The 22,162-nt window shown below is 60.7% G+C and carries 20 protein-coding genes; 15 read left to right on the forward strand and 5 right to left on the reverse strand.

The features are described 5' to 3' along the window. The first annotated feature begins 1 nt into the window (after position 1). The 4 genes from C8K61_RS17050 to C8K61_RS17065 all read left to right on the forward strand — a co-directional run bounded on the left by C8K61_RS17050 (position 2) and on the right by C8K61_RS17065 (position 4,593). Positions 2-1,561 (forward strand): FGGY-family carbohydrate kinase, encoded by a 1,560-nt coding sequence (locus tag C8K61_RS17050; protein ID WP_108097368.1) that lies wholly within the window; start codon positions 2-4, stop codon positions 1,559-1,561. A 60-nt stretch (positions 1,562-1,621) separates the two neighbouring features. After that, complete coding sequence (gene yegS / locus C8K61_RS17055) at positions 1,622-2,524, forward strand: lipid kinase YegS (protein WP_108097367.1); 903 nt, start codon at positions 1,622-1,624, stop codon at positions 2,522-2,524. A gap of 161 nt (positions 2,525-2,685) precedes the next feature. Next, complete coding sequence (locus C8K61_RS17060) at positions 2,686-3,612, forward strand: chemotaxis protein CheV (RefSeq protein ID WP_108097366.1); 927 nt, start codon at positions 2,686-2,688, stop codon at positions 3,610-3,612. A 180-nt stretch (positions 3,613-3,792) separates the two neighbouring features. Continuing rightward, on the forward strand, positions 3,793-4,593 hold the full coding sequence (locus C8K61_RS17065; protein ID WP_108097365.1) for an MOSC domain-containing protein: 801 nt from the start codon (positions 3,793-3,795) through the stop codon (positions 4,591-4,593). Positions 4,594-4,763: 170 nt separating this feature from the next. Here the strand turns inward: C8K61_RS17065 and C8K61_RS17070 are convergent, their stop codons facing one another. After that, entirely contained in the window at positions 4,764-6,692 is a 1,929-nt protein-coding gene (locus tag C8K61_RS17070) for a transglycosylase SLT domain-containing protein (protein WP_108097364.1), read from the reverse strand. Between the two features lie 354 nt (positions 6,693-7,046). Between C8K61_RS17070 and C8K61_RS17075 the strand changes: the two genes are divergently transcribed. Both C8K61_RS17075 and C8K61_RS17080 read left to right on the forward strand, forming a co-directional pair. Next, entirely contained in the window at positions 7,047-8,957 is a 1,911-nt protein-coding gene (locus C8K61_RS17075; RefSeq protein ID WP_108097363.1) for an ATP-binding cassette domain-containing protein, read from the forward strand. A gap of 20 nt (positions 8,958-8,977) precedes the next feature. Beyond that, complete coding sequence (locus C8K61_RS17080) at positions 8,978-9,664, forward strand: hypothetical protein (RefSeq protein ID WP_108097362.1); 687 nt, start codon at positions 8,978-8,980, stop codon at positions 9,662-9,664. A 107-nt stretch (positions 9,665-9,771) separates the two neighbouring features. Here the strand turns inward: C8K61_RS17080 and C8K61_RS17085 are convergent, their stop codons facing one another. Further along, a complete protein-coding gene (locus C8K61_RS17085) occupies positions 9,772-10,212 on the reverse strand; it encodes a universal stress protein (protein WP_108097361.1) in 441 nt (146 codons plus the stop codon). A gap of 86 nt (positions 10,213-10,298) precedes the next feature. On the opposite strand from C8K61_RS17085, the gene C8K61_RS17090 reads away from it, so the two are divergent. Further along, positions 10,299-10,736: a hypothetical protein gene (locus tag C8K61_RS17090; protein ID WP_108097360.1), complete on the forward strand. Its 438-nt coding sequence runs from the start codon at positions 10,299-10,301 to the stop codon at positions 10,734-10,736. A gap of 91 nt (positions 10,737-10,827) precedes the next feature. On the opposite strand, the gene C8K61_RS17095 is transcribed toward C8K61_RS17090, so the two are convergent. Next, positions 10,828-11,649, reverse strand: a complete 822-nt coding sequence (locus C8K61_RS17095) for a hypothetical protein (RefSeq protein WP_108097359.1) — start codon at positions 11,647-11,649, stop codon at positions 10,828-10,830. Positions 11,650-12,093: 444 nt separating this feature from the next. Here C8K61_RS17095 and fadB point away from each other — a divergent pair, with 444 nt between their 5' ends. From fadB to C8K61_RS17125, 6 genes are all read left to right on the forward strand, one after another. Then, positions 12,094-14,241 carry a fatty acid oxidation complex subunit alpha FadB gene (gene fadB, locus C8K61_RS17100; RefSeq protein WP_108097358.1) on the forward strand — a complete coding sequence of 716 codons (2,148 nt, stop codon included), beginning with the start codon at positions 12,094-12,096 and terminating at the stop codon, positions 14,239-14,241. A gap of 30 nt (positions 14,242-14,271) precedes the next feature. Further along, on the forward strand, positions 14,272-15,447 hold the full coding sequence (gene fadA, locus C8K61_RS17105) for an acetyl-CoA C-acyltransferase FadA (protein ID WP_108097357.1): 1,176 nt from the start codon (positions 14,272-14,274) through the stop codon (positions 15,445-15,447). 122 nt (positions 15,448-15,569) lie between these two features. Then, a complete protein-coding gene (locus tag C8K61_RS17110; protein WP_108097356.1) occupies positions 15,570-15,806 on the forward strand; it encodes a DUF1653 domain-containing protein in 237 nt (78 codons plus the stop codon). A 115-nt stretch (positions 15,807-15,921) separates the two neighbouring features. After that, positions 15,922-18,531, forward strand: a complete 2,610-nt coding sequence (topA, locus tag C8K61_RS17115) for a type I DNA topoisomerase (protein WP_108097355.1) — start codon at positions 15,922-15,924, stop codon at positions 18,529-18,531. 69 nt (positions 18,532-18,600) lie between these two features. Beyond that, on the forward strand, positions 18,601-19,119 hold the full coding sequence (locus C8K61_RS17120; protein ID WP_108097354.1) for a DUF6586 family protein: 519 nt from the start codon (positions 18,601-18,603) through the stop codon (positions 19,117-19,119). A gap of 99 nt (positions 19,120-19,218) precedes the next feature. Further along, a complete protein-coding gene (locus tag C8K61_RS17125) occupies positions 19,219-19,452 on the forward strand; it encodes a hypothetical protein (protein WP_108097353.1) in 234 nt (77 codons plus the stop codon). 81 nt (positions 19,453-19,533) lie between these two features. On the opposite strand, the gene sulA is transcribed toward C8K61_RS17125, so the two are convergent. Then, complete coding sequence (sulA, locus tag C8K61_RS17130; protein ID WP_108097352.1) at positions 19,534-20,013, reverse strand: SOS-induced cell division inhibitor SulA; 480 nt, start codon at positions 20,011-20,013, stop codon at positions 19,534-19,536. A gap of 9 nt (positions 20,014-20,022) precedes the next feature. Next, positions 20,023-20,634 (reverse strand): transcriptional repressor LexA, encoded by a 612-nt coding sequence (gene lexA / locus C8K61_RS17135; protein ID WP_108097351.1) that lies wholly within the window; start codon positions 20,632-20,634, stop codon positions 20,023-20,025. Positions 20,635-20,864: 230 nt separating this feature from the next. Between lexA and C8K61_RS17140 the strand changes: the two genes are divergently transcribed. Both C8K61_RS17140 and C8K61_RS17145 read left to right on the forward strand, forming a co-directional pair. Next, positions 20,865-21,581, forward strand: coding sequence for a TetR/AcrR family transcriptional regulator (locus C8K61_RS17140; protein WP_108097350.1), 717 nt, complete (start codon positions 20,865-20,867; stop codon positions 21,579-21,581). A 54-nt stretch (positions 21,582-21,635) separates the two neighbouring features. Next, the gene (locus C8K61_RS17145; protein WP_108097349.1) at positions 21,636-22,160 is read left to right on the forward strand and encodes a L,D-transpeptidase; all 525 of its coding nucleotides are present in this window, start codon (positions 21,636-21,638) and stop codon (positions 22,158-22,160) included. The last annotated feature ends 2 nt before the right edge of the window (positions 22,161-22,162 follow it).

Here is a 22,162-nt window from a genome sequence, read left to right on the forward strand (position 1 = left end):
CATGAGCGAAAAAAGCTACCTGCTGGCCATCGATAACGGCACCCAGAGCGTGCGCGCGTTGCTGTTCGACTTGCAGGGCAACCTGCTCGGCAAGGGCAAGGTCGACCTGCAGGCCTACTACTCGCAGCACCCCGGTTGGGCCGAGCAAGACCCGGACTACTACTGGCAGAGCCTGGGCGAAGCCTGCCGGTTGCTCTGGCAGCAAGTGGACATCGACAAACGCCAGATCAAGGGCGTGTCGCTGACCACCCAGCGCGGCACCATCATCACCGTCGATGCCGATGGCAAACCGCTGCGGCCGGCGATCCTCTGGCTCGACCAACGCCGGGCCGAGGTTCGCGACAAAATCAAAGGGCCGTGGGGCTGGTTGTTCAAACTGATCCGCGAAGAAGCCACGGTGGATTACTTCCGCGCCCAGGCCGAAGTGAACTGGCTGGCGCAGGAACAACCGGAGATCTGGGCAAAGACCGACAAGGTGTTGCTGCTCTCGGGTTTTCTCACCCATCGCCTGTGCGGGCGTTTTGTCGACTCGGTGGCGTGCTGTGTCGGTTACCTGCCGTTCGACTACAAACGCCTGAAATGGGCGGCGCGCAGTGACTGGAAATGGCAGGCCATGCCGGTGCGGCAGAACCAGTTGCCTGACCTGGTGAAGCCCGGCGAACGCCTGGGCGTGATCAGTGCCGAGGCCAGTCGCCATACCGGCATTCCTGAAGGTTTGCCGTTGATTGCCGCGGGTGCTGACAAGGCCTGCGAGGTGTTGGGTGCGGGCGGCGTGGAGCCGAGCACGGCGTGCTTGTCGTACGGCACTACGGCAACCATCAACACCACGCGGCGCACCTACCTGGAAACCGTGCCGCTGATTCCGCCGTTTCCGGCGGCAATTCCCGATCACTTCAACACCGAGGTAATGATTTACCGCGGCTTCTGGATGGTCAGCTGGTTCAAGCAGGAATTCGGCTTGCTCGAGATGCAGCGCGCCAAAGAGCTGGGCGTCGAGCCCGAGGTGTTGTTCGATGAGCTGGTCAACAGCGTGCCGGCCGGCTCCATGGGCCTGATGCTGCAGCCCTACTGGACCCCCGGCATCCGCGAGCCGGGGCTGGAGGCCAAGGGCTCGATCATCGGTTTTGGCGACGTACACACTCGCGCGCATATCTACCGCGCGATTCTCGAAGGCCTGGCCTACGCCTTGCGCCAGGGCAAGGAGCAGATCGAAAAGCGCTCGCGCAGCAAGATCACCCGGCTGCGGGTATCCGGCGGCGGCTCGCAGAGCGATGCGGCCATGCAACTGACGGCAGATATCTTCGGCCTGCCGGCCGAGCGTCCGCATGTGTATGAAACCTCCGGGCTGGGCGCCGCCATCGACTGCGCCGTTGGCCTGGGCCTGCACCCGGACTTTCCCACCGCCATCGCCGCCATGACCCGGGTCGGCCAGGTGTTCGAGCCCAACCCGCAGGCGCAACAAATCTATGAACGCTTGTACCGCGAGGTGTACCAACGCATGTACAGGCAGCTCAAGCCGCTGTACCAGAGCATCCGCAAGATAACCGGCTACCCGGCCTAGGCTTTTCGTCAGGTCCGGTAGCTGGTGCTAGGGTTGGCCAAGCGACTAAAGGATTTGATGATGAGCGAGCGTAAAGCCTTACTGATTCTGCACGGCAAGCAGGCCCTCAACGAAGACGTGCGCGCCGCCGTGCAGGCCCGTCGTGACGAGGGCTGGGAGTTGGCCGTGCGGGTGACCTGGGAGGGTGGCGACGCCCAACGCCTGGTGGGCGAGGCGCTGGCCGCCGGTTACCCGACCATTATTGCCGGCGGTGGCGATGGCACCTTGCGTGACGTTGCCGAGGCCATGGCGCTGGCCGACGCCGATGCCAGCCTGGTGCTGCTGCCGCTGGGCACCGCCAACGACTTTGCACGCGCCGCCGGGGTGTCGCTGGTGCCGTTGGAAGCACTGGCGCTGCTGGACCAGGCCGCCACGCCGATCGATCTGGGTGAAGTGGACGGTCAACTGTTCCTGAATATGGCCACCGGTGGTTTTGGCTCGAAAATCACCGTCAATACGTCCGAAGAGCTCAAGCGGGTGCTTGGCGGCGCGGCGTATTTCCTCACCGGGCTGACCCGTTTCTCCGATGTGCACGCGGCGTTCGGTCGCTTCAAAGGGCCGGACTTCACCTGGGAAGGCGATTTTCTCGCCCTCGGTATCGGCAACGGCCGCCAGGCTGGCGGCGGCCATGTGCTGTGCCCGCAAGCTCGGGTGAACGATGGGCTGCTGGATATCTGCATCATTCCGGCGCCGCAGGACGTGGTCGGCACCCTGGGCACGCTGTTGTCCGGCGGCATCCTCGGCCTGGAGAGCGTGTCTATCAATGCGCGCCTGCCCTGGGTCGAGATCGAAGCGCCGGAAGGCCTGGACCTCAACCTCGATGGCGAGCCGCTGGAAAGCACAGCGCTGCGCTTCAATGCCAGACCCGCCGCGCTGCGGGTGCACCTGCCGCCCGGTTCACCGCTACTGGGCATGGACGCCTGAATAAAGCCGGAGCAGACTGCCGCCTACGAGGGAGTGCGATTGTGCCTACAGTGATGGCACGGCATGATGGCACCCACGTCAGACACATTTCAGTTGTGTCACCTGCCGCCGATAAGGTGGCTAGCAACAGCTAGACTCGACAGACACAACAGGAGCACAGCATGGCCGGCATTCTCGACTCAGTGGACCAACGCACCCAGTTAGTGGGTGAGAACCGCCTGGAAATTCTGATGTTCCGCCTGGCAGGCCGGCAATTGTTCGCGATCAACGTGTTCAAAGTGCAGGAAGTCCTGCAGATGCCCAAGCTGACCCTGATGCCGCACCGCCACCCGTTCGTCTGTGGCGTGGTCAGCCTGCGTGGCCAGACCCTGCCGGTAATCGACCTGTCCCAAGCCATCGGCATGCGCCCGATCGTGCCGGATGAAAAAAGCACCATCATCGTCACCGAATACAATCGCTCGGTGCAGGCCTTCCTGGTCGGCGGCGTCGACCGCATTCTCAACCTCAACTGGGATTCCATCCTGCCGCCCCCGGGTGGCGCTGGCCGCCAGCATTACCTGACGGCAATCACCAAGGTGGAAGAGCAGTTGGTGGAAATCATCGACGTGGAAAAAGTGCTGGCCGAGATCGTGCCGTACAACGCCACCATTTCCGGCGACCGCCTGACCGACCCGGTGCTGGAAAAAGCCCGCGGCCGCGAAGTGCTGCTGGTGGATGACTCCAGCGTGGCCTTGGCGCAGTTGCGTGACACCCTGTCCCAGCTAGGCCTGAAACTGCACGTGGCCACCGACGGCCTGAAGGGCCTCAACCAGCTGAAGAAATGGGCCGATGAAGGCCATGTGATGACCGACAAACTGCTGATGGTCTTCACCGACGCGGAAATGCCGGAAATGGACGGCTACCGCCTGACCACCGAAATCCGTAGCGATCCCCGCCTGAAAGACCTCTACGTGGTGCTGCATACCTCGCTGTCCGGCAGCTTCAACGAAGCGATGGTGAAGAAGGTTGGCTGCGATAACTTCCTGTCCAAGTTTCAGCCGGATAAGCTCGTTGATGTGATTCGCGAACGTCTGATGCTCGACGAGTGACGGCCGGAACGCGGCGTAGGTTGGGTTGAGCGCAGCGAAGCCCAACATTGCGTTGCTGCGGCTACCGCGATCGGCTCGTTGGGCTTCGCCTGCGGCTCAACCCAACCTACGTGCCTCTTGAGCCATTACCGCGCAATTCCGTATAACGGTCCCTTGTGAACGCCACTCAGGACCTTAGCTATGCGTCTCTCCGCCCTCTATCGTTTCCCGATGAAATCCGCCATTGGCGAAAGCCTGCCGCGTGTGCAGCTGGACAGCATCGGCATGCTTGGTGATCGACGCTGGATGCTGGTGGACGCCAGCAACGGGCGCTTCTTCACCCAGCGGGCGATGGCGCATATGTCGCAATTGTCGGCGCTGTGGAACGAGCAGGGCGGCCTGACCCTCAACGCTGAAGGCTTCCAGGCGCTCGACGTGCCGGTACCGGGTCCGGACGCCGAAATGCGCGGTGCCTTTATCTGGAGCGACAGCATGGTGGTGCCGGATGCCGGCGACGAAGCGGCCGAGTGGCTCAGCCGCTTTCTCGGCAAAGCCTGCCGCCTGGTGCATGTACCGGTGGACCGTGCACGGGATATTCCCGGCAGCCTCGGCCCGCAGGAGAAGGTCGGTTTTCCCGATGGTTATCCGCTGTTGTTGATTGGCCAGGCGTCGCTGGACGACCTGTCCACCCGCGTCGGCCGCCCGCTGGAAATGCTGCGCTTTCGCCCGAACCTGGTGGTGGAGGGCAGCGAGGCCTACGCCGAAGACAGCTGGAAACGTATTCGTATCGGCGGCATCGAGTTTCGCGTGGCCAAGGGCTGCAGCCGCTGCATCCTCACCACCATCGACCCGCAAACCGGCGAGCGCAGCAGCGATCGTGAACCGCTGGCGACCCTGAAAACCTATCGCGAGAAAGAAGGCGATGTGTACTTCGGGCAGAACCTGATCAATGAAGGAGAAGGGGAGCTGGCAGTGGGAATGGAAGTCGAAATTTTGGAGTAGGGCGGGAAACGATCTGCTGCGCGTCGGCCCTCCTGCGTTAAAAAGCCCTGCTGAAATGCTCATTGGCTACAGCCAACTCCGCTTTCAGCAGGGCTTTTTGCCTTGGATGACTCTAGCTCGCGAGATCTAGCGTGCGCGCCCTAGAGCAAAAGCCCCAGCGAACAGCTCGTTCACTGGTCGTCGAAGAACCGCTCATGCCAATCCACCAACGGCTGCGGGGCATTGAGCTTGAAGCCGTAGATCACTGCATAAGACAGCACGTTCTGCACGTACTGGCGGGTTTCGTCGAACGGGATGGTTTCCACCCACACGTCGTAGGCCAGGTGGTTCGAGCCTTTCAGCCACTGACGCACGCGGCCGGGGCCGGCGTTGTAGGCGGCGGAGGCGAGCACGCGGTTGCCGTTGAACTGGCCGTGCACCTGGCTCAGGTAGGCCGCGCCTAACTGCACGTTCTTGTCCGGGTCGAGCAGTTGCTGCGGGGCAAACGGGATGCTGAATTTACGTGCGGTTTCCTTGGCGGTGCCGGGCATCAGTTGCATCAGGCCGCTGGCGCCGACGCCGGAGCGGGCGTCGTCCATAAAGGCACTTTCCTGGCGGGTAATGGCAAACACCCAACTCGAATGCAGACCGCGCACCTTGGCCTCGCGCACCAGGGTGTTCTGGTGAGCCATCGGGAAGCGCACGTCCAAGTCATCCCAGTACTGCGCCTGGCTTATGGTACGGATCGCAGGGAAGTACCACTGTTTGTCGTAAGCCAGGCGTGCCTGGGCTACCAGCTCGTCGCGGCTGAACAGGCGGCTGACGTGGTACCACTCGCGGCGGCCGTCGACGATCTGGCCACGGTCGTGGAATTCCAGGGCGCGACGGATGCCTGGGGTATTGCGCACTTTCTGCACCAGCTTGGGGTCCAGCAGCAGCGGCTTGTTGGTCAGCTGGTACGGAGTTTTCAGCTGGTCGGCGGCCATGAAGCCGTAGAAATCACGCTCCTTGGACACCGGTTGGTACAGCAGCAAGGCCGCGCCTTGGTTGTTTGGGTCGGCCAGTTGCTGGCTACGCGCTTGCCAGTAGCGCCAGCGGTTGGTGCTGGCCAGATCGGCCGGCATGCGGCGGATCAACTGGTTGGCATCGCTCCAGCGGCCCAGGCGCAGTAGTAGGCGTGCGCGCCATTCGGTGACGGTGTTGTCGCGCAGCTCCGGGTCGTACTGGGTCATGATCGGCAGGGCGCGATCGTCGAAGCTTTTCGCCAGGGTCAGGCCAATTTCGCGGGCGATGGCGACCTTTTCTTCGGCCGAGAATGGCAGACGCTGGGTGTAGTCATTGAGCAGGCTGATGGCTTTTTCCGGGTCCTGCTTGGCCAGGCGGCGCAAGCCGATGCTGACCACGTCGGCCATGGTCTGGCTGGCCGGGGTGAAACGTGCGGTCTGGCTGAGCATGGCGGGCTTTTGCGCCACGTCGATCATCAGCTGGCCCTGGCTGCCGAGGGTGGTCAGGGTCTGGGTCAGGTGGCTGGCCAGGCTGTAGTTGCGTGCTTGCACGGCCAGCTTGAGGCGCTTCCAGCGCATGGTTTCGGTCATCTGGCCGGCGTTGGCCCACATGCTGAACAACGGCTCGCAAGCGTCCGGCTGGGATTTGCCCACCAGCCAGAGTTTTTCCGCGCTGGCGTAACCCTCAGCGGTCTGGCCGCTGATGAGCTGGTGCTGGCCATTGAGGCAGTCCAGCTCGGTGAAATTCATCTTCGGGTCGTAGTATTTGACGAACGGCTTCCAGTCGCCGCGCTCGGCCAGCCAGCGCAACCAGCGCAGCTTCATCCAGTTGGCCTGCGGCAGGTCACCGTGCTCGGCGAGGAATTTTTCGATCTCGGCATTGCTGGCGCTTTTCAGTCGGTAGGTCAGCTCGTCGTAGGCCAGGTACGGCTCCAGCGGGTAATCGGCCAGGGCGTTGGCGTACATCCGGTAAGGGCCGCTGTCACCCTTAGCCAGCGCACGTTTGGCCTCGTCATAGAACAACCGCTGTTGCGCCAGGCTGGCGGCCGCAGAGGCTTCGAGGGTGACGGAGGAGAGGAGCAGGCAGGAAAACAGGCAGAGCAGACGACCGCGCATGACACTTCCGAGCTGAAAATTCTGAAAGGCGTTGGCGCGATGGCCAGAACGCTAAAGGTGGCTAGCTTAGCCTTTTGCCGGGCGGTGACGAAAGCGAAAGCGCCGGGGTTTTGTAGGAGGGGGGGCGGCCATCCGATTCAGCCGCGATTCCTGCAAACGCCAAGATCAAGAACATCGCGGCTGAAGCCGCACCTACGAGATCGCGAAGGTTCAAAAAAATGCCACCCGGCCAAGGGCGCAACTCGGTAGAATGCGCGCCCAGTTTTGCCGATGCCAAAAGCGCCCGGCAAAGAGATTTCCAGCGGCTGTCGCGCACTGCGCACATGGCCGCAGCTATTCCCCTCCGAGGCGACCATGCTGCTCAAGTTCACCGATGTTTCCCTGGCCTATGGCGCAATGCCGCTGCTGGACAAGATTTCCTGGCAGATCGCCCGTGGCGAGCGGGTGTGCATCATCGGCCGCAACGGCACCGGTAAATCCAGCCTGCTGCGTCTGGTCAAGGGCGATCGCCTGGGCGACGACGGTTCGGTATGGCGCGCCCCGGGTCTGAAAATCGGTGAGCTGCCGCAAGAGTTGCCGGTGGCCGATGGCCGTACCGTGTTCGATGTGGTGGCTGAAGGCCTGGACGGCGTCGGCGCGTTGCTCGCCGAGTACCACCACCTGAGCATGAACATCGTCACCGACGAAGACCTGAACAAGCTTATGCACGTGCAGCAGGAGCTGGAAGCCAAAGACGGCTGGCGCCTGCAGCAATTGGTCGACAGCACCTTGAGCCGCCTGCAACTGCCAGCTGACAAAACCCTGGCCGAGCTGTCCGGTGGCTGGCGTCGCCGGGTGTTGCTGGCCCAGGCGCTGGTGTCCGAGCCGGACCTGCTGCTGCTCGATGAGCCAACCAACCACCTGGATATCGGCGCCATCGCCTGGCTGGAAGACGCCCTGAAAGATTTCCAGGGCGCTGTTCTGTTTATTACCCACGATCGGTCCTTCTTGCAGAACCTGGCTACACGCATTCTGGAACTGGACCGCGGCGGCCTGATCGACTGGAACGGCGACTACGCCAGCTTCCTGGTGCATAAAGAAGCGCAACTGTCCGCCGAAGAAACCGCCAACGCTTTGTTCGACAAACGCCTGGCTCAGGAAGAAGTGTGGATTCGTCAGGGCATCAAGGCCCGTCGTACCCGTAACGAGGGCCGTGTACGCGCCCTGAAAGCCTTGCGCGTTGAGCGCAGCGAACGTCGCGAGCGCACCGGCAAGGCCAACATCCAGCTGGACACCTCGGAGAAGTCCGGCAAGCAAGTGATGGTGCTGGAGAACGTCAGCTTCGCTCACCCAGGCGGCCCGCAGCTGATCAAAGACTTCTCCATGGTTCTGCAGCGCCAGGACCGCATCGGCCTGCTCGGCGCCAACGGTACCGGCAAAACCACCTTGCTCAAGCTGATGCTCGACGACCTGCAGCCTACCGGCGGCAAAGTGGAAGTCGGCACCCGTCTGGAAGTGGCGTACTTCGACCAGTTGCGCCATCAGTTGGACTTGGAAAAGACCGTGATCGACAACGTCGCCGAAGGCCGCGACTTCATCGAGATCGATGGCCAGAACCGCCATGTGCTGAGCTACCTCGGCGACTTCCTGTTCAGCCCGCAGCGTGCGCGCACGCCGGTGAAAGCGTTGTCCGGTGGCGAGCGTGCCCGTCTGTTGCTGGCTAAGCTGTTCAGTAAGCCGGCCAACCTGCTGGTGCTGGACGAACCAACCAACGACCTGGATGTGGAAACCCTCGAGCTGCTGGAAGAAGTGCTGTCGAACTTCGCCGGTACCGTGTTGATGGTCAGCCACGACCGGGCCTTCCTCGACAACGTGGTAACCAGCACCCTGGTGTTCGAAGGTGAGGGCAAGGTGCGTGAATACGTCGGTGGCTACCAGGATTGGCTGCGCCAGGGCGGTTCGCCGAAGTTGCTGGGCGTGGGTGAAAGCAAATCCGGCAAGCCGGAAAGCACCGCACCGGCGCCGGTTGCCGCCGCTGCCGTGGAGCCTGCGGACATTCCGCTGGCAAAGAAAAAGCTCAGCTACAAACTGCAGCGCGAACTGGAAGCCTTGCCAGGTCTGATCGAGGCGCAGGAAGGCAAGATCGCCGAACTGAACGAAGAAATTGCCGGCCCGACGTTCTACCAGCGCCCGGCGGCGGAAAGCGCAGCAACGCTGGCCCTGCTGGATTCTGCGCAGCAAGAGCTGGACGCCCTGCTGGAACGTTGGGCTGAGTTGGACGACTGATTCGCGAGGCACAGACCTGAATGGCCATCGAGTACCGGATTTCCCTCGACGATAGTCACGAGTTTGGCTATCGCATCGAACTCAACCGCGAGTACGACCAGGAGCGCGCGCGCCTGGCGCCGGCCTGGACGCGGCTGGAGTATCACCAGTGCAGCAACTGCCCGCTCAACCGTGAGCAATACAGCCATTGCCCCGCGGCGGTGGACTTGCACCGGGTGATCGAGGATTTCCACGGCTTGCCGGCGTTCCAGAAAGCGCATTTCTGGGTGCGTACCCCGGAGCGGGAGTACAGCAAGCAGGTGGGTCTGGAGGAGGGCCTGCGCGCGTTGCTCGGCCTGATCATGCCCACCAGCGCCTGTCCGGTGCTGAGCAAGCTAAAACCGATGGCGTTCAACCACCTGCCGTTTGCCAATAACCAGGAATTCATCCTGCGCGCGGTGTCGTTGTATCTCTCGCGTCAGTACTTCAACTTCCGTGAAGGGCGGCATGCGGATTGGGAGCTGAAGGGGTTGGTGCGTTTGTTCCAGCAATTGCAGCTGGTCAACCAGGCGTTCTGGCAGCGCATTCACGACGTCTGTGAAGGCGACTCGAACCTCAAGGCGTTTCTGACGTTCTTCTCGATGTCGACCAGCATTACTCATTCGCTGGAAACCCAGCTGCAGAAGATTCGGCCGATGGTCATGAGTGCGGGAGATTTGCCGGAGTAGCCACTCGCGTTGAACCTTGTAGGAGCGGCTTCAGTCGCGATGCTTCTAAGATAGAGCATCGCGGCTGAACCGGAGCGCCGGCCGGCCGCTCCTACAAGATCGTGGTTTTATTCCGGTTTCTTCAGGCGTACCGCCAGCACATCACACGGCGCGCCGTGCAGCACGTCATTGGCAGTAGAGCCCAGCAGCAGCGCCAAACCGTGACGGCCATGGCTGCCGACCACGATCAGGTCAGCACCCTGTTCGGCGGCGAGGCGGTGGATTTCCTGGCGGGGTTGGCCGTAGACCAAGTGGCGGGTATCAGTACCCAGCTCCGGGTATTTGGCGGAGTAAGCGTCCAGGCGTTCGCGGGCTTGTTCGAATTGCTGTTGTTGCAGGGTGGAGAGGTCCATCGGCACGTCGCCGCCAAAGGCCATGGCCATCGGCTCAACGATATGCACCAGCGACAGCTTGGCCTGGCTGGCGGTGGCGAGCGCATAGGCGCGCTTCATCACCGGGTCGCATTCTTCGGAAAGATCCAAGGCAACCAGAATGTGCGTGTACGGCATGACGGTGACTCCTCCTGAGACGAATGATCGAAGTATGGCTTCGATTGTTGGCTAAATGCAGCCTTTTAGTTGTGGAACTACTTTGTATGACCGTGTGGATCGTATTACTGCTTACTGCCGTTGTGCTTAGTCCCCTGGCCTGGCTGCGGCCTTCGCGCCGCCAGCAAGGGCGCATGGCCATTCGCATGGCAGCGCGCCAGCAGGGGCTGGGAATGCAGTTGTCGCGCCAGGAATGGCCGCATTGGCTGCCTGAAGAGCCGCCGAGCCCCTGCCCGCAATACCATCGCGCCCGTCGCAAAGGTGCTGAGGACAGCTGGACCTACTGGCAGCTGAGTGCGGGGCAGTGGGTGAATCAATGGCGCGAGCCGTGCCCCGATGAGCGCCTGCTCGCGCACCTGCAAACCTTGCCGGCCGACGTTTACAAAGTCGAAGCCAGCAAACAGATGGTTGCCCTGTGTTGGGGCGAGCGTGGCGAGGTGGAAGGTCTTGAGCCGGTAGCGGCGATTTTGAAGGCCCTGGCGTAGGGCCTTCAGAACACAAATTAAAAAGCCCGGGTTTATGCGGGCTGGGGTGGCCAGGCAGGCCGGAAAGTCGAGGGTCAAGCTAACGGCTCGGTCAAAGCTTGGCGGCCAGGTACTGCGCCGAAACTCCTTCCAACCCATCGATAATACTGTCTGAGTACTTGCTGACCACGAAGGGTACAGAGTTCTCGTTGTAGTTTTTCAGCGATTTCTCGATGTAACGCCACTTGGTGTTGATGCCATTCAACGACTCGCGAATCTGCGCGGTGTTTTGCGGCGATTTCTCCAGCGTGGTGAGCTGGCCAGCGAACTGGTTGACCAGGTCATCGATGGTTTTCTCATCGCCAGCTGCGCTGCCAATAAAGGTGCCACCCACCGACGCGCTGCGAGAAGCATAGTCCACGGCGATGGCCTGCATCAGCAGACTTTGCTCGCGGCTTTGTTGGGTCATCGGCGGCACGATCTGGCCGCTTTCCTGTTGAATCTTGCTGTACAGCTCGTTGCTCAGGGCCATCAGTTGTTGATTGCGGGTGGCCAGGTCGGCGACCGGCTGCAGGTCAGTGAAACCCTGGGTTTTCATCGCCGTGGTGAGGCCTTTCAGTTCGCCGTCATAGGCGTTCAGCTGCTGTTCGAGCTGGGCGCGCATGGCTTTCGAGGCCTCTCCCGGCAACTCGGTGATTTCCGCCAGGCGGGCGTGGGCGTCGTGCACCGATTCCTCGATTTGGCGCGCGTAGCGCTGATCGCCGTCCATGCTGTTGTACATATAGAAATCGCCCAGGCTTTTCTGCGCGGCCAGACGCAGCTGATGCAATTTCAGCAGGTTGTCGGTAGGGACATTGGCGGCGGTGGCGCCTTGGAAGGACAGAAGGGCGGTCAGTACGGCGCTTAGCGAGATGGCAAGCAGACGGCTCGACATAGTTACTCCGTGGGACTTCATTGTTTTTGTTTTTGTCACGCACTTCTGGCGTGTTGAGACGACTGTACCTGCAGCGTTTCGCTTTGGCTAGCTGTGACCGACATCACCTTGATGGCATTGGTCGGGTAGCCCGCCAGCCGCGGCCTAGAGCAGTTGGAATGATTTGTCTGGCATATCGGTCAAATTCAGGTGAGGGCGTATCAGACGAAGCGCTCCAATTGACAAGCGCATTCTTTTGCACGAAGGTGTGCGCACCCGAATCAAACGGGCGTATGAATCAAGTGTTTGCTTTGTGCGGCACGGTTCATAGGCCGCCCGAATATCGCGTCGGCGGGTATGTCAGGCCGTTGGAGACTAGTCTTCTGAGCGGTTCTGCTGCGGATCAGTCCGCTGCTTGGCGTCCGACGTGTACTAGTTCAGCTTCCATACCGTGGAGATCAGTTGATGATTTACGAAGGTAAAGCCATCACGGTTAAGGCTCTTGAGAGCGGCATCGTCGAATTGCAATTCGACCTCAAGGGTGAGTCCGTCAACAAATTCAACCGTCTGACACTGGCCGAACTGCGCCAGGCTGTGGACGCCATCAAGGCCGACGCCTCGATCAAGGGCGTAATCGTCAGCAGCGGCAAGGACGTATTCATCGTCGGCGCCGACATCACCGAATTCGTCGACAACTTCAAGTTGTCCGATGAAGAGCTGGTAGCCGGCAACCTTGAAGCCAACAAAATCTTCAGCGACTTCGAAGACCTTGGCGTTCCGACCGTAGCGGCCATCAATGGCATCGCTCTGGGCGGCGGTTTTGAAATGTGCTTGGCTGCGGATTACCGCGTCATCGCTAGTGGTGCCAAAGTTGGCCTGCCAGAAGTCAAACTGGGCATCTACCCAGGTTTTGGCGGCACCGTGCGTCTGCCACGTGTTATCGGTACCGATAACGCCATCGAGTGGATCGCCGGCGGTAAGGAAAACAAAGCAGAAGACGCCCTCAAAGCAGGCGCTGTCGACGCTGTTGTTGCCGCTGACAAGCTGCAAGCCGCTGCTCTGGACCTGGTCAAGCGCGCCATCTCCGGCGAGCTGGACTTCAAGGCCAAGCGTCAGCCGAAGCTGGAAAAGATCAAGCTCAACGCGATCGAACAAATGATGGCGTTCGAAACCGCTAAAGGTTTCGTTGCCGGTCAAGCTGGCCCGAACTACCCGGCGCCGGTTGAAGCGATCAAAACCATCCAGAAAGCGGCCAACTTCGGCCGTGACAAAGCCCTGGAAACAGAAGCAGCCGGTTTCGTGAAACTGGCCAAAACTTCTGCTTCGCAGAGCCTGGTTGGCCTGTTCCTGAACGATCAGGAACTGAAGAAAAAAGCCAAAGGCTACGACGCCATCGCCAAAGACGTGAAACTGGCCGCCGTTCTCGGCGCCGGCATCATGGGCGGCGGTATCGCCTACCAGTCGGCTTCCAAAGGCACGCCGATCCTGATGAAGGATATCCGCGAGGAAGGCATCCAGATGGGCCTGGCCGAAGCGTCCAAGCTGCTGGGTGGCCGCGTCGCCAAAGGTCGTCTGACTCCAGCCAAGATGGCTGAAGCCCTGACCGCCATCCGCCCAACCATGTCCTACGGCGACTTCGGTCACGTCGACATCGTGGTTGAAGCTGTGGTTGAAAACCCGAAGGTCAAAGCCATCGTTCTGGCTGAAGTGGAAGGCGTGGTTCGTGAAGACGCCATTCTGGCCTCCAACACCTCGACCATCTCGATCAACTTGCTGGCCAAGGCCCTCAAGCGTCCGGAAAACTTCGTCGGCATGCACTTCTTCAACCCCGTGCACATGATGCCGCTGGTTGAAGTTATTCGTGGCGAGAAGTCCAGCGACGTAGCCGTGGCGACCACCGTTGCTTACGCCAAGAAAATGGGCAAGAGCCCGATCGTGGTCAACGACTGCCCAGGCTTCCTGGTCAACCGCGTGCTGTTCCCGTACTTCGGCGGGTTCTCCAAGCTGATCAGCGCCGGCGTCGACTTCGTGCGCATCGACAAAGTCATGGAGAAGTTCGGCTGGCCCATGGGCCCGGCTTACCTCTCTGACGTAGTCGGCATCGACACTGGCCACCACGGCCGTGACGTAATGGCTGAAGGCTTCCCGGATCGCATGGCTGTCGAAGGCCGTACCGCGGTCGACGTGATGTACGAAGCCAACCGCCTGGGCCAGAAGAACGGCAAAGGTTTCTACTCGTACGAGATGGACAAGCGCGGCAAGCCGAAGAAAGTTTCGGACCCGGTTGCTTACGAAGTGCTCAAACCAGTCATCACTGAACAGCGTGAAGTGACTGATGAAGACATCATCAACTTCATGATGATTCCGCTGTGCCTGGAAACCGTTCGTTGCCTGGAAGACGGCATTGTCGAAACCGCAGCTGAAGCCGATATGGGCTTGATCTACGGCATCGGCTTCCCTCCCTTCCGTGGTGGTGCACTGCGTTACATCGATTCCATCGGTGTAGCCGAGTTCGTTGCCCTGGCTGACAAATACGCCGACCTGGGCGCGCTGTACCACCCCACCGCGAAGCTGCGTGAGATGGCCGCCAACGGCCAGAGCTTCTTCGGTTAAGCGCGTAACGCATAGAGCGAGAGTGAATTTATGAGCCTGAATCCAAGAGACGTGGTGATTGTCGACTTCGGTCGCACCCCGATGGGTCGTTCCAAAGGCGGCATGCACCGCAACACCCGCGCAGAAACCATGTCTGCGCAACTGATTACCGGCGTGCTGGCACGCAACCCGAAGCTGGACCCAGCTGAAGTGGAAGATGTGATCTGGGGCTGCGTAAACCAGACCCTGGAACAAGGTTGGAACATCGCGCGCATGGCGTCGCTGATGACCCCGATCCCGCACACCAGCGCTGCACAAACTGTCAGCCGCCTGTGCGGCTCCTCCATGAGCGCCCTGCACACCGCAGCCCAGGCGATCATGACCGGCAACGGCGACGTGTTCGTCATCGGTGGCGTGGAACACATGGGCCACGTTGGCATGATGCACGGCGTCGATCCAAACCCGCATCTGTCGCTGTACGCCGCCAAGGCGTCGGGCATGATGGGTCTGACCGCTGAAATGCTCGGCAAGATGCACGGCATCAGCCGTGAAGCTCAAGATGCATTCGGTGAGCGTTCCCACCGTCTGGCTCACAAGGCTACCGTCGAAGGCAAGTTCAAGGATGAAATCATCCCGATGCAAGGCTACGACGAGAACGGCTTCCTGAAGGTGTTCGACTACGACGAAACCATTCGTCCGGAAACCACCCTCGAAAGCCTGGCTGCCCTGAAGCCTGCGTTCAACCCGAAAGGCGGCACCGTTACTGCCGGTACTTCGTCGCAGATCACCGATGGTGCTTCGTGCATGATCGTGATGTCCGCGCAGCGCGCTCAAGACCTCGGCATTCAGCCGATGGCCGTGATCCGCTCGATGGCAGTGGCAGGCGTTGACCCTGCAATCATGGGCTACGGCCCGGTGCCGTCGACTCAGAAAGCACTGAAACGCGCTGGCCTGAGCATCAACGACATCGACTTCTGGGAGCTCAACGAGGCTTTCGCTGCACAGGCTCTGCCGGTGCTGAAAGACCTGAAAGTGCTCGACAAGATGGAAGAGAAGGTTAACCTGCACGGCGGCGCTATCGCCCTCGGTCACCCGTTTGGCTGCTCTGGTGCGCGTATCTCCGGCACCTTGCTGAACGTGATGAAGCAGAATGGCGGTACTTTTGGCGTGTCGACCATGTGCGTCGGCCTCGGCCAAGGCATCACCACCGTCTTCGAACGCATCTAAGGGAACGCTCGGCGACGAGCGCACTCCCATTTGCGAGGCGGTGTACAACCGGGGCCCTGTGCCCCGGTTTTTATTTTTGTCGGAATAGACTTTATTTTTTGAAAGATGTGAGGAATTCCATGATGTCGCTGCAACCAGGCCTCTATCGTCACTACAAGGGTCCCGAATACCGCGTGATCGGTGTCGCACGGCACTCCGAGACGGAAGAGGAGGTAGTGGTGTATCAGGCCCTCTACGGCGAATACGGCCTCTGGGTGCGGCCGCTGAGCATGTTTACCTCAACCGTCGAGGTGGACGGCCAGACTATGCTGCGCTTTGCTCTGATCGAGGCCGAACCTGATCTCTTCGTGCGGCCTTGAGCATGCATCGAACGTGATCCGCCCTTGACCTCACCTTAGTCACCACTATATATAGCGGTGCCGCGAAAGGCGGCCTCCCGCCTTTCAGTACTCAAATTCAGGAAATCTCCGATCCATGGGCAAATCGCTGGTCATCGTGGAATCCCCGGCCAAGGCCAAGACCATCAACAAGTATTTGGGTAGCCAATACGTGGTGAAGTCGAGCATCGGCCATATCCGTGACCTGCCTACCAGCGGTTCGGCCAGTGCAGCCAAAGAGCCCGTCAAGCGTGGAAAGGCTGCTGCAGCCGACGCGCCGGTACTGAGCGCCAAGGAAAAAGCCAAGCGCCAACTGGTATCGCGCATGGGCGTCGACCCCGAGCACGGCTGGAAAGCCAAGTACGAAATTCTTCCTGGCAAGGAAAAAGTCGTCGAAGAGCTGCGCCGTCTCGCCAAAGATGCTGACACCATCTATCTCGCAACCGACTTGGACCGCGAGGGGGAAGCCATTGCCTGGCACCTGCGCGAAGCCATCGGTGGTGATGACAGCCGCTACAAGCGCGTGGTGTTCAACGAAATCACCAAGAAGGCCATCCAGGAAGCGTTCTCCAAACCTGGCGAGTTGGACATCAACCGCGTCAACGCGCAGCAGGCGCGGCGTTTCCTCGATCGCGTAGTGGGCTACATGGTCTCGCCGCTGCTGTGGGCGAAGATTGCCCGTGGTCTGTCGGCCGGTCGTGTGCAGTCGGTTGCCGTGAAGCTGGTGGTGGAACGTGAGCGCGAGATCCGCGCGTTCAACCCGGAAGAATACTGGGAAATCCACGCTGACCTGGGTACCGCCAAAGGTGCCAACGTGCGCTTTGAAGTGGCCCGTCAGAACGGCGAGGCCTTCAAGCCGCTGAACAAGCAGCAGGCCGACGCCGCTCTGGCCAAGCTGAAAGACTCCGCGTACAGCATCGTCAAACGCGAAGACAAACCGACCAGCAGCAAACCGTCGGCACCTTTTATTACCTCCACCCTGCAGCAGGCGGCCAGTAACCGTCTGGGCTTCGGGGTGAAGAAGACCATGATGATGGCCCAGCGTTTGTACGAAGCCGGCTACATCACCTATATGCGTACCGACTCCACCAACCTCTCGGCTGACGCCGTGACCATGGTGCGTGACTTTATCGAAGGCGAGTTCGGCAAGAAGTACCTGCCGGCCAAGCCGAACGTGTACAGCAGCAAGGAAGGCGCCCAGGAGGCGCACGAAGCGATTCGTCCCTCCGAGGTCAACCTCAAGCCGACCCAGCTGTCGGGCATGGAGCGTGATGCCGAGCGCCTTTACGAACTGATCTGGCGCCAATTTGTGGCCTGCCAGATGCCACCGGCCGAATACCTGTCGACCACCGTCAGCGTCAAAGCCAGCGAGTTCGAGTTGCGTGCCAAGGGCCGTATCCTCAAGTTCGACGGTTACACCCGCGCCATGCCGCAGATCAGCAAGCCGGGCGATGACGACGTGCTGCCAGACATGGGCGAAGGCGAAGCGCTGAAGCTACTCAACCTCGACCCGAGCCAGCACTTCACCAAGCCGCCAGCGCGCTACTCCGAAGCCAGCCTGGTGAAAGAGATGGAAAAGCGCGGCATCGGCCGCCCATCCACCTACGCGGCGATCATTTCCACCATTCAGGAACGCGGCTATGTGGCACTGCACAACCGTCGTTTCTACTCGGAGAAAATGGGCGACATCGTTACCGAACGCCTGAGCGAAAGCTTCTCCAACCTGATGGACTACGGCTTCACCGCCGGCATGGAAGAGAACCTAGATGACGTCGCCCAGGGCGAGCGCGAGTGGAAAAACGTGCTCGACGAGTTCTACGGCGACTTCAAGAAAAAGCTCGAAGTGGCCACCGAAGGCGACAATGGCATGCGTGCCAACCAGCCGACGCCGACTGATATCGCCTGCCGCGAATGTGGTCGTCACATGATGATCCGCACCGCGTCTACCGGCGTGTTCCTCGGTTGCTCGGGCTACAGCCTGCCGCCGAAAGAGCGCTGCAAGTCGACCATCAACCTGGTGCCAGGTGACGAGATCGCCGCGGACGACGAGGGCGAGTCGGAGTCCCTGGTACTGCTCGGCAAGCACCGCTGCCCGATCTGCGCCACGGCGATGGACGCCTACCTGCTGGATGAGACCCGCAAGCTGCATATCTGCGGTAACAACCCGGATTGCGCTGGCTACGAGATCGAGCAAGGCCAGTACCGCATCAAAGGCTACGAAGGTCCGAGCCTGGAGTGCGACAAGTGCGGCAGCCAGATGCAACTGAAGACCGGCCGTTTCGGCAAGTTCTTCGGCTGCACCAACCCTGAGTGCAAGAACACCCGCAAATTGCTCCGTAGTGGCGAGCCAGCGCCACCCAAAATGGATGCGGTGAAGATGCCGGAGCTCAAGTGCGAGAAGGTCAACGACACTTACGTGCTGCGCGACGGCGCTAGCGGCCTGTTCCTGGCTGCCAGCCAGTTCCCGAAAAACCGCGAAACCCGCGCGCCGTTGATCATTGAACTGATCCCGCACAAAGACGAGATCGATCCGAAGTACCACTTCCTGATGTCGGCGCCGAAGAAAGACCCGGATGGCCGTCCTGCCGTCGTGCGCTACAGTCGCAAGACCAAAGAGCAGTACGTGCAGACCGAAGTGGAGGGCAAACCGACGGGTTGGCGCGCCTTCTATGACGGCAATGCCTGGAAGGTCGAAGACAAGCGTTAAGCCCTAGCACGCGCGTCAGCTTCGGCTGGCGCGCGTATAGTGAGTCTGTCTGCTGTGGAGGGCGCCGCAATGGCCCATGAACTCTATACCCGCACCAATCAAAAACTGTTTTTCGCTGGCCTGTCGCTGGAAGCCTGGCGCCGTGCCGAAGATGGCCAGGCGGTCAACGCCCCGGCGCTGATTCTGGCCGAACGCGAAGCCTGCCTGTTCCACCTGTATGGGGCCTTGCTCGGCATTTGCCATGAAGTGGCGGGCTACTACCGCTTTGACGAGGTCAACGTGCCTCGGGTCGAAGCCATACTCACGCCGGCGGTGCTGGGCGCTACACCAAGTCCTGAACTTGCGGAGCTGGTGGAGTTGGCTCAGCAATCGGAAACCTGGCTGGCGCAGCTGATCAGTGCCTATCAGGCCCTGTTCCAGCCGCCCAAGGCGCCGGCCAAAGCCAAAGTCGACCCGACCTTGCCGTTGATTCAGGCCTATAGCCTGGACGAAGATGAGCCGCTATTGCCCCGTGCCGAGCTGGAGAGCTGGCGTCAGCAGCTCAAGGTGCTGGCCCTGCGTTTCCGCGAAACCCTGAGCGAATGCTGAGGGTTTTTTCTGGCCGTTGCGTCAGGTGAATGGATGGCTGGGCTAGGGAAGAAGGCCGACGGACTGATACACTGCCGGCCTTACGTGGAGATTTAGTTTATGCCTACATCCTTTTTGGAAATTGTCGAGTTGCCCGACGGGCGCATCGCCCTGCGTCGCGCCGAGGATGAGGAGGCATTGGTCGTGTTGGATTTCTCGGCAGATGCCAAGGCATTCCTCCAAGGCCACCATGTTGAAGTCGCCAAGGCCATGCTCAATGTGGGCGTGCAGATGGCCGGCCGTTTGGCCGAAGGTGATTTCGAGAAGGAAGAAGGGCCGCGCGTTCTGCACTGAGCCTTTGCTACGGGTCCAAAAAACAGATCAAAAGCATCGCGGCTGACCGGCGCTCCGGTCAGCCGCGATTTTTTTTGTGGATCAGCCCAAGCTGATGTTCAGGCTCTGTGCCTTGCCGGTACGTGCAGCGCTGGCCAGTTGATCGCGAGCAGGGCGGTGCAGCGGATGCAGCCAGCTGACCACAGTATGGCTGCGGCCCAGGCGCAAGGCTTCACAGGCCAATTCCAGCGGGCTCTGCCCGGCGCGTGGTTGCAGCAGCAGAATACGTTCACGGTTCAGGCCGGCATCGCGCAGCCAGGCCTGGGTGAGGCTGCCCGGTGGGGCGATCAGGGTCAGCCAGCGGGCGTCTTGGTTCTGGCTCAGTTCACGCAAGATCGGGGCGAGCAGGTGCAGGCAGTTCCCGGCGGCGCCACGCAGCGACAGCTCGCTGAATGTCTCTGGTTCTGGTTCTTCGAACCAACCGGTTTCCACGATATCGGTCAACAGCGGCGCCGACGATTGCGTCAGGAAGGCGTCGAACAACGGCAGTTGGGAACGGTCCAGCGCTTGTGGGAACTGCATACAGCCTCCTCAGCGGCGAATAACGCCGACACTCAATCCTTCGATGATCAGATCCTGTTCTTGCAGGTTGATCTCGATGGGGGCGAATTCGGGGTTTTCGGCGATCAGCCAAACTGTGTCGCCTTCACGCTTGAAGCGCTTTACAGTGACTTCGTCGTCGATGCGGGCGACCACGATCTGGCCGTTACGGGCTTGCTGGGTGGTATGGACGGCGAGCAGGTCCCCGTCGAGAATGCCGATGTCTTTCATACTCATGCCGCGTACACGCAATAGATAGTCGGCGCGAGGGTGGAAGAACTCGGGGTTGATGCGGCAAGATTCTTCGACGTGCTGTTGTGCGAGAATCGGCGCACCGGCAGCGACGCGACCGATGATGGGCAGGCCTTGCTCTTCTTCGCTGCTTGGCTCGAAGCCGGGAATGCGAATGCCGCGGGACGCACCGGGGGTCATCTCGATGGCGCCTTTACGGGCCAGGGCCTTCAAGTGTTCTTCAGCGGCGTTGGGCGATTTGAAGCCCAGTTGCTGCGCGATTTCGGCACGTGTGGGTGGGTAACCGTTGTCTTCAAGGCATTGCTTGATGAAGGCGAGAATCTCGGCTTGGCGTGGCGTCAGTTTTAGCATGTCCGGTCTCTGTCTTTTTATACAGTGACTGGGATTATATACAGTGATCGCCGCTTGGCAATCCTCCTTTTTAGAGATAGGCAATCTTTCTGCTGTTGGGGGCAGGAACCGTAGCAGGGAAGGGCAGTTAGAGAGGTTCGTGACTGACCAGCCAAAATACGGTTCGCGCGACTTGACAAGATCTCGACTTGAAACGTATGTTTCAAACAAGTGTTTGTCAGGTGAATCCCATGGCCCAGTCAGAAACAGTCGAACGCATCCTTGATGCTGCAGAGCAACTCTTTGCGGAAAAGGGTTTTGCCGAGACCTCCCTTCGTTTGATCACCAGCAAGGCTGGGGTCAACCTGGCGGCTGTGAACTACCACTTCGGTTCGAAAAAAGCCCTGATTCAAGCGGTGTTCTCGCGCTTTCTCGGGCCGTTCTGCACCAGCCTCGAACGTGAGCTGGACCGCCGTCAAGCCAAGCCGGAAAGCAAAGCCAGCCTCGAAGAGTTGCTGGAAATGCTGGTGGAGCAGGCCCTGGCGGTAAAACCGCGTAGCGGCAACGATCTATCGATTTTCATGCGTCTGTTGGGGCTGGCCTTCAGCCAGAGCCAGGGCCACTTGCGCCGCTATCTGGAAGACATGTACGGCAAGGTATTCCGTCGTTATATGGGCCTGGTCCACGAAGCCGCGCCACGTATTCCACCGATCGAGCTGTTCTGGCGCGTGCACTTCATGCTCGGCGCGGCGGCGTTCAGCATGTCCGGCATCAAGGCGCTGCGCGCCATCGCGGAAACCGATTTCGGCGTCAACACCTCGATTGAGCAGGTGATGCGTCTGATGGTGCCGTTTCTTGCGGCTGGTATGCGCTCGGAAACCGGCGTCACCGACGAAGCCCTGGCCACCGCCCAACTGCGCCCGCGCAGCAAAAGCAGCACCCCGGCACCAACACCCAGCAAGGTGTAATGGGCTAAAACGCCTGCTGCAAGCGGCAGGCGGGATCGGCTAAGCTTGCCGCCCATGACGATCCTCGATTCGCTGCATATCTCCATCGCCGACCAGCAACTCTATGGCTTCGCCAATGGGCAGTTGGTGCTGCGTCTGCCGGTTTCCACCGCGCTCAACGGCGCTGGCGAGCAAAACGGTTCGAACAAAACTCCCCGCGGTCAGCACATAGTGCGCGCCAGGATCGGCGACGGCCTGCCCCTGGGCGCGGTGCTGCGTGGCCGGCGCTGGACCGGTGAAACCTGGAATGCCGAGCTCGGCGCACAATTCCCCGGCCGCGACTGGATACTCACCCGCATTCTCTGGCTCAGCGGTTGCGAGCCCGGCATCAATCGTCTCGGCGCGGTCGACACCTTCCGCCGCTACATCTACCTGCACGGCACCCCGGACACCGAGCCCATGGGCGTGCCGCTGTCCCACGGCTGCATCCGCCTGCGCAATGCCCACGTGCTGGAACTCTTCTCGCGTGTGCCCGTCCACTGCCCGGTAAAAATCGACGAAGCCGCTTGCCCACAGTGGGCGACGGCAGACCTCTGCTAAGG

This window comes from Pseudomonas sp. GV071, from assembly GCF_003050835.1.
Taxonomy (GTDB): Bacteria; Pseudomonadota; Gammaproteobacteria; order Pseudomonadales; family Pseudomonadaceae; genus Aquipseudomonas.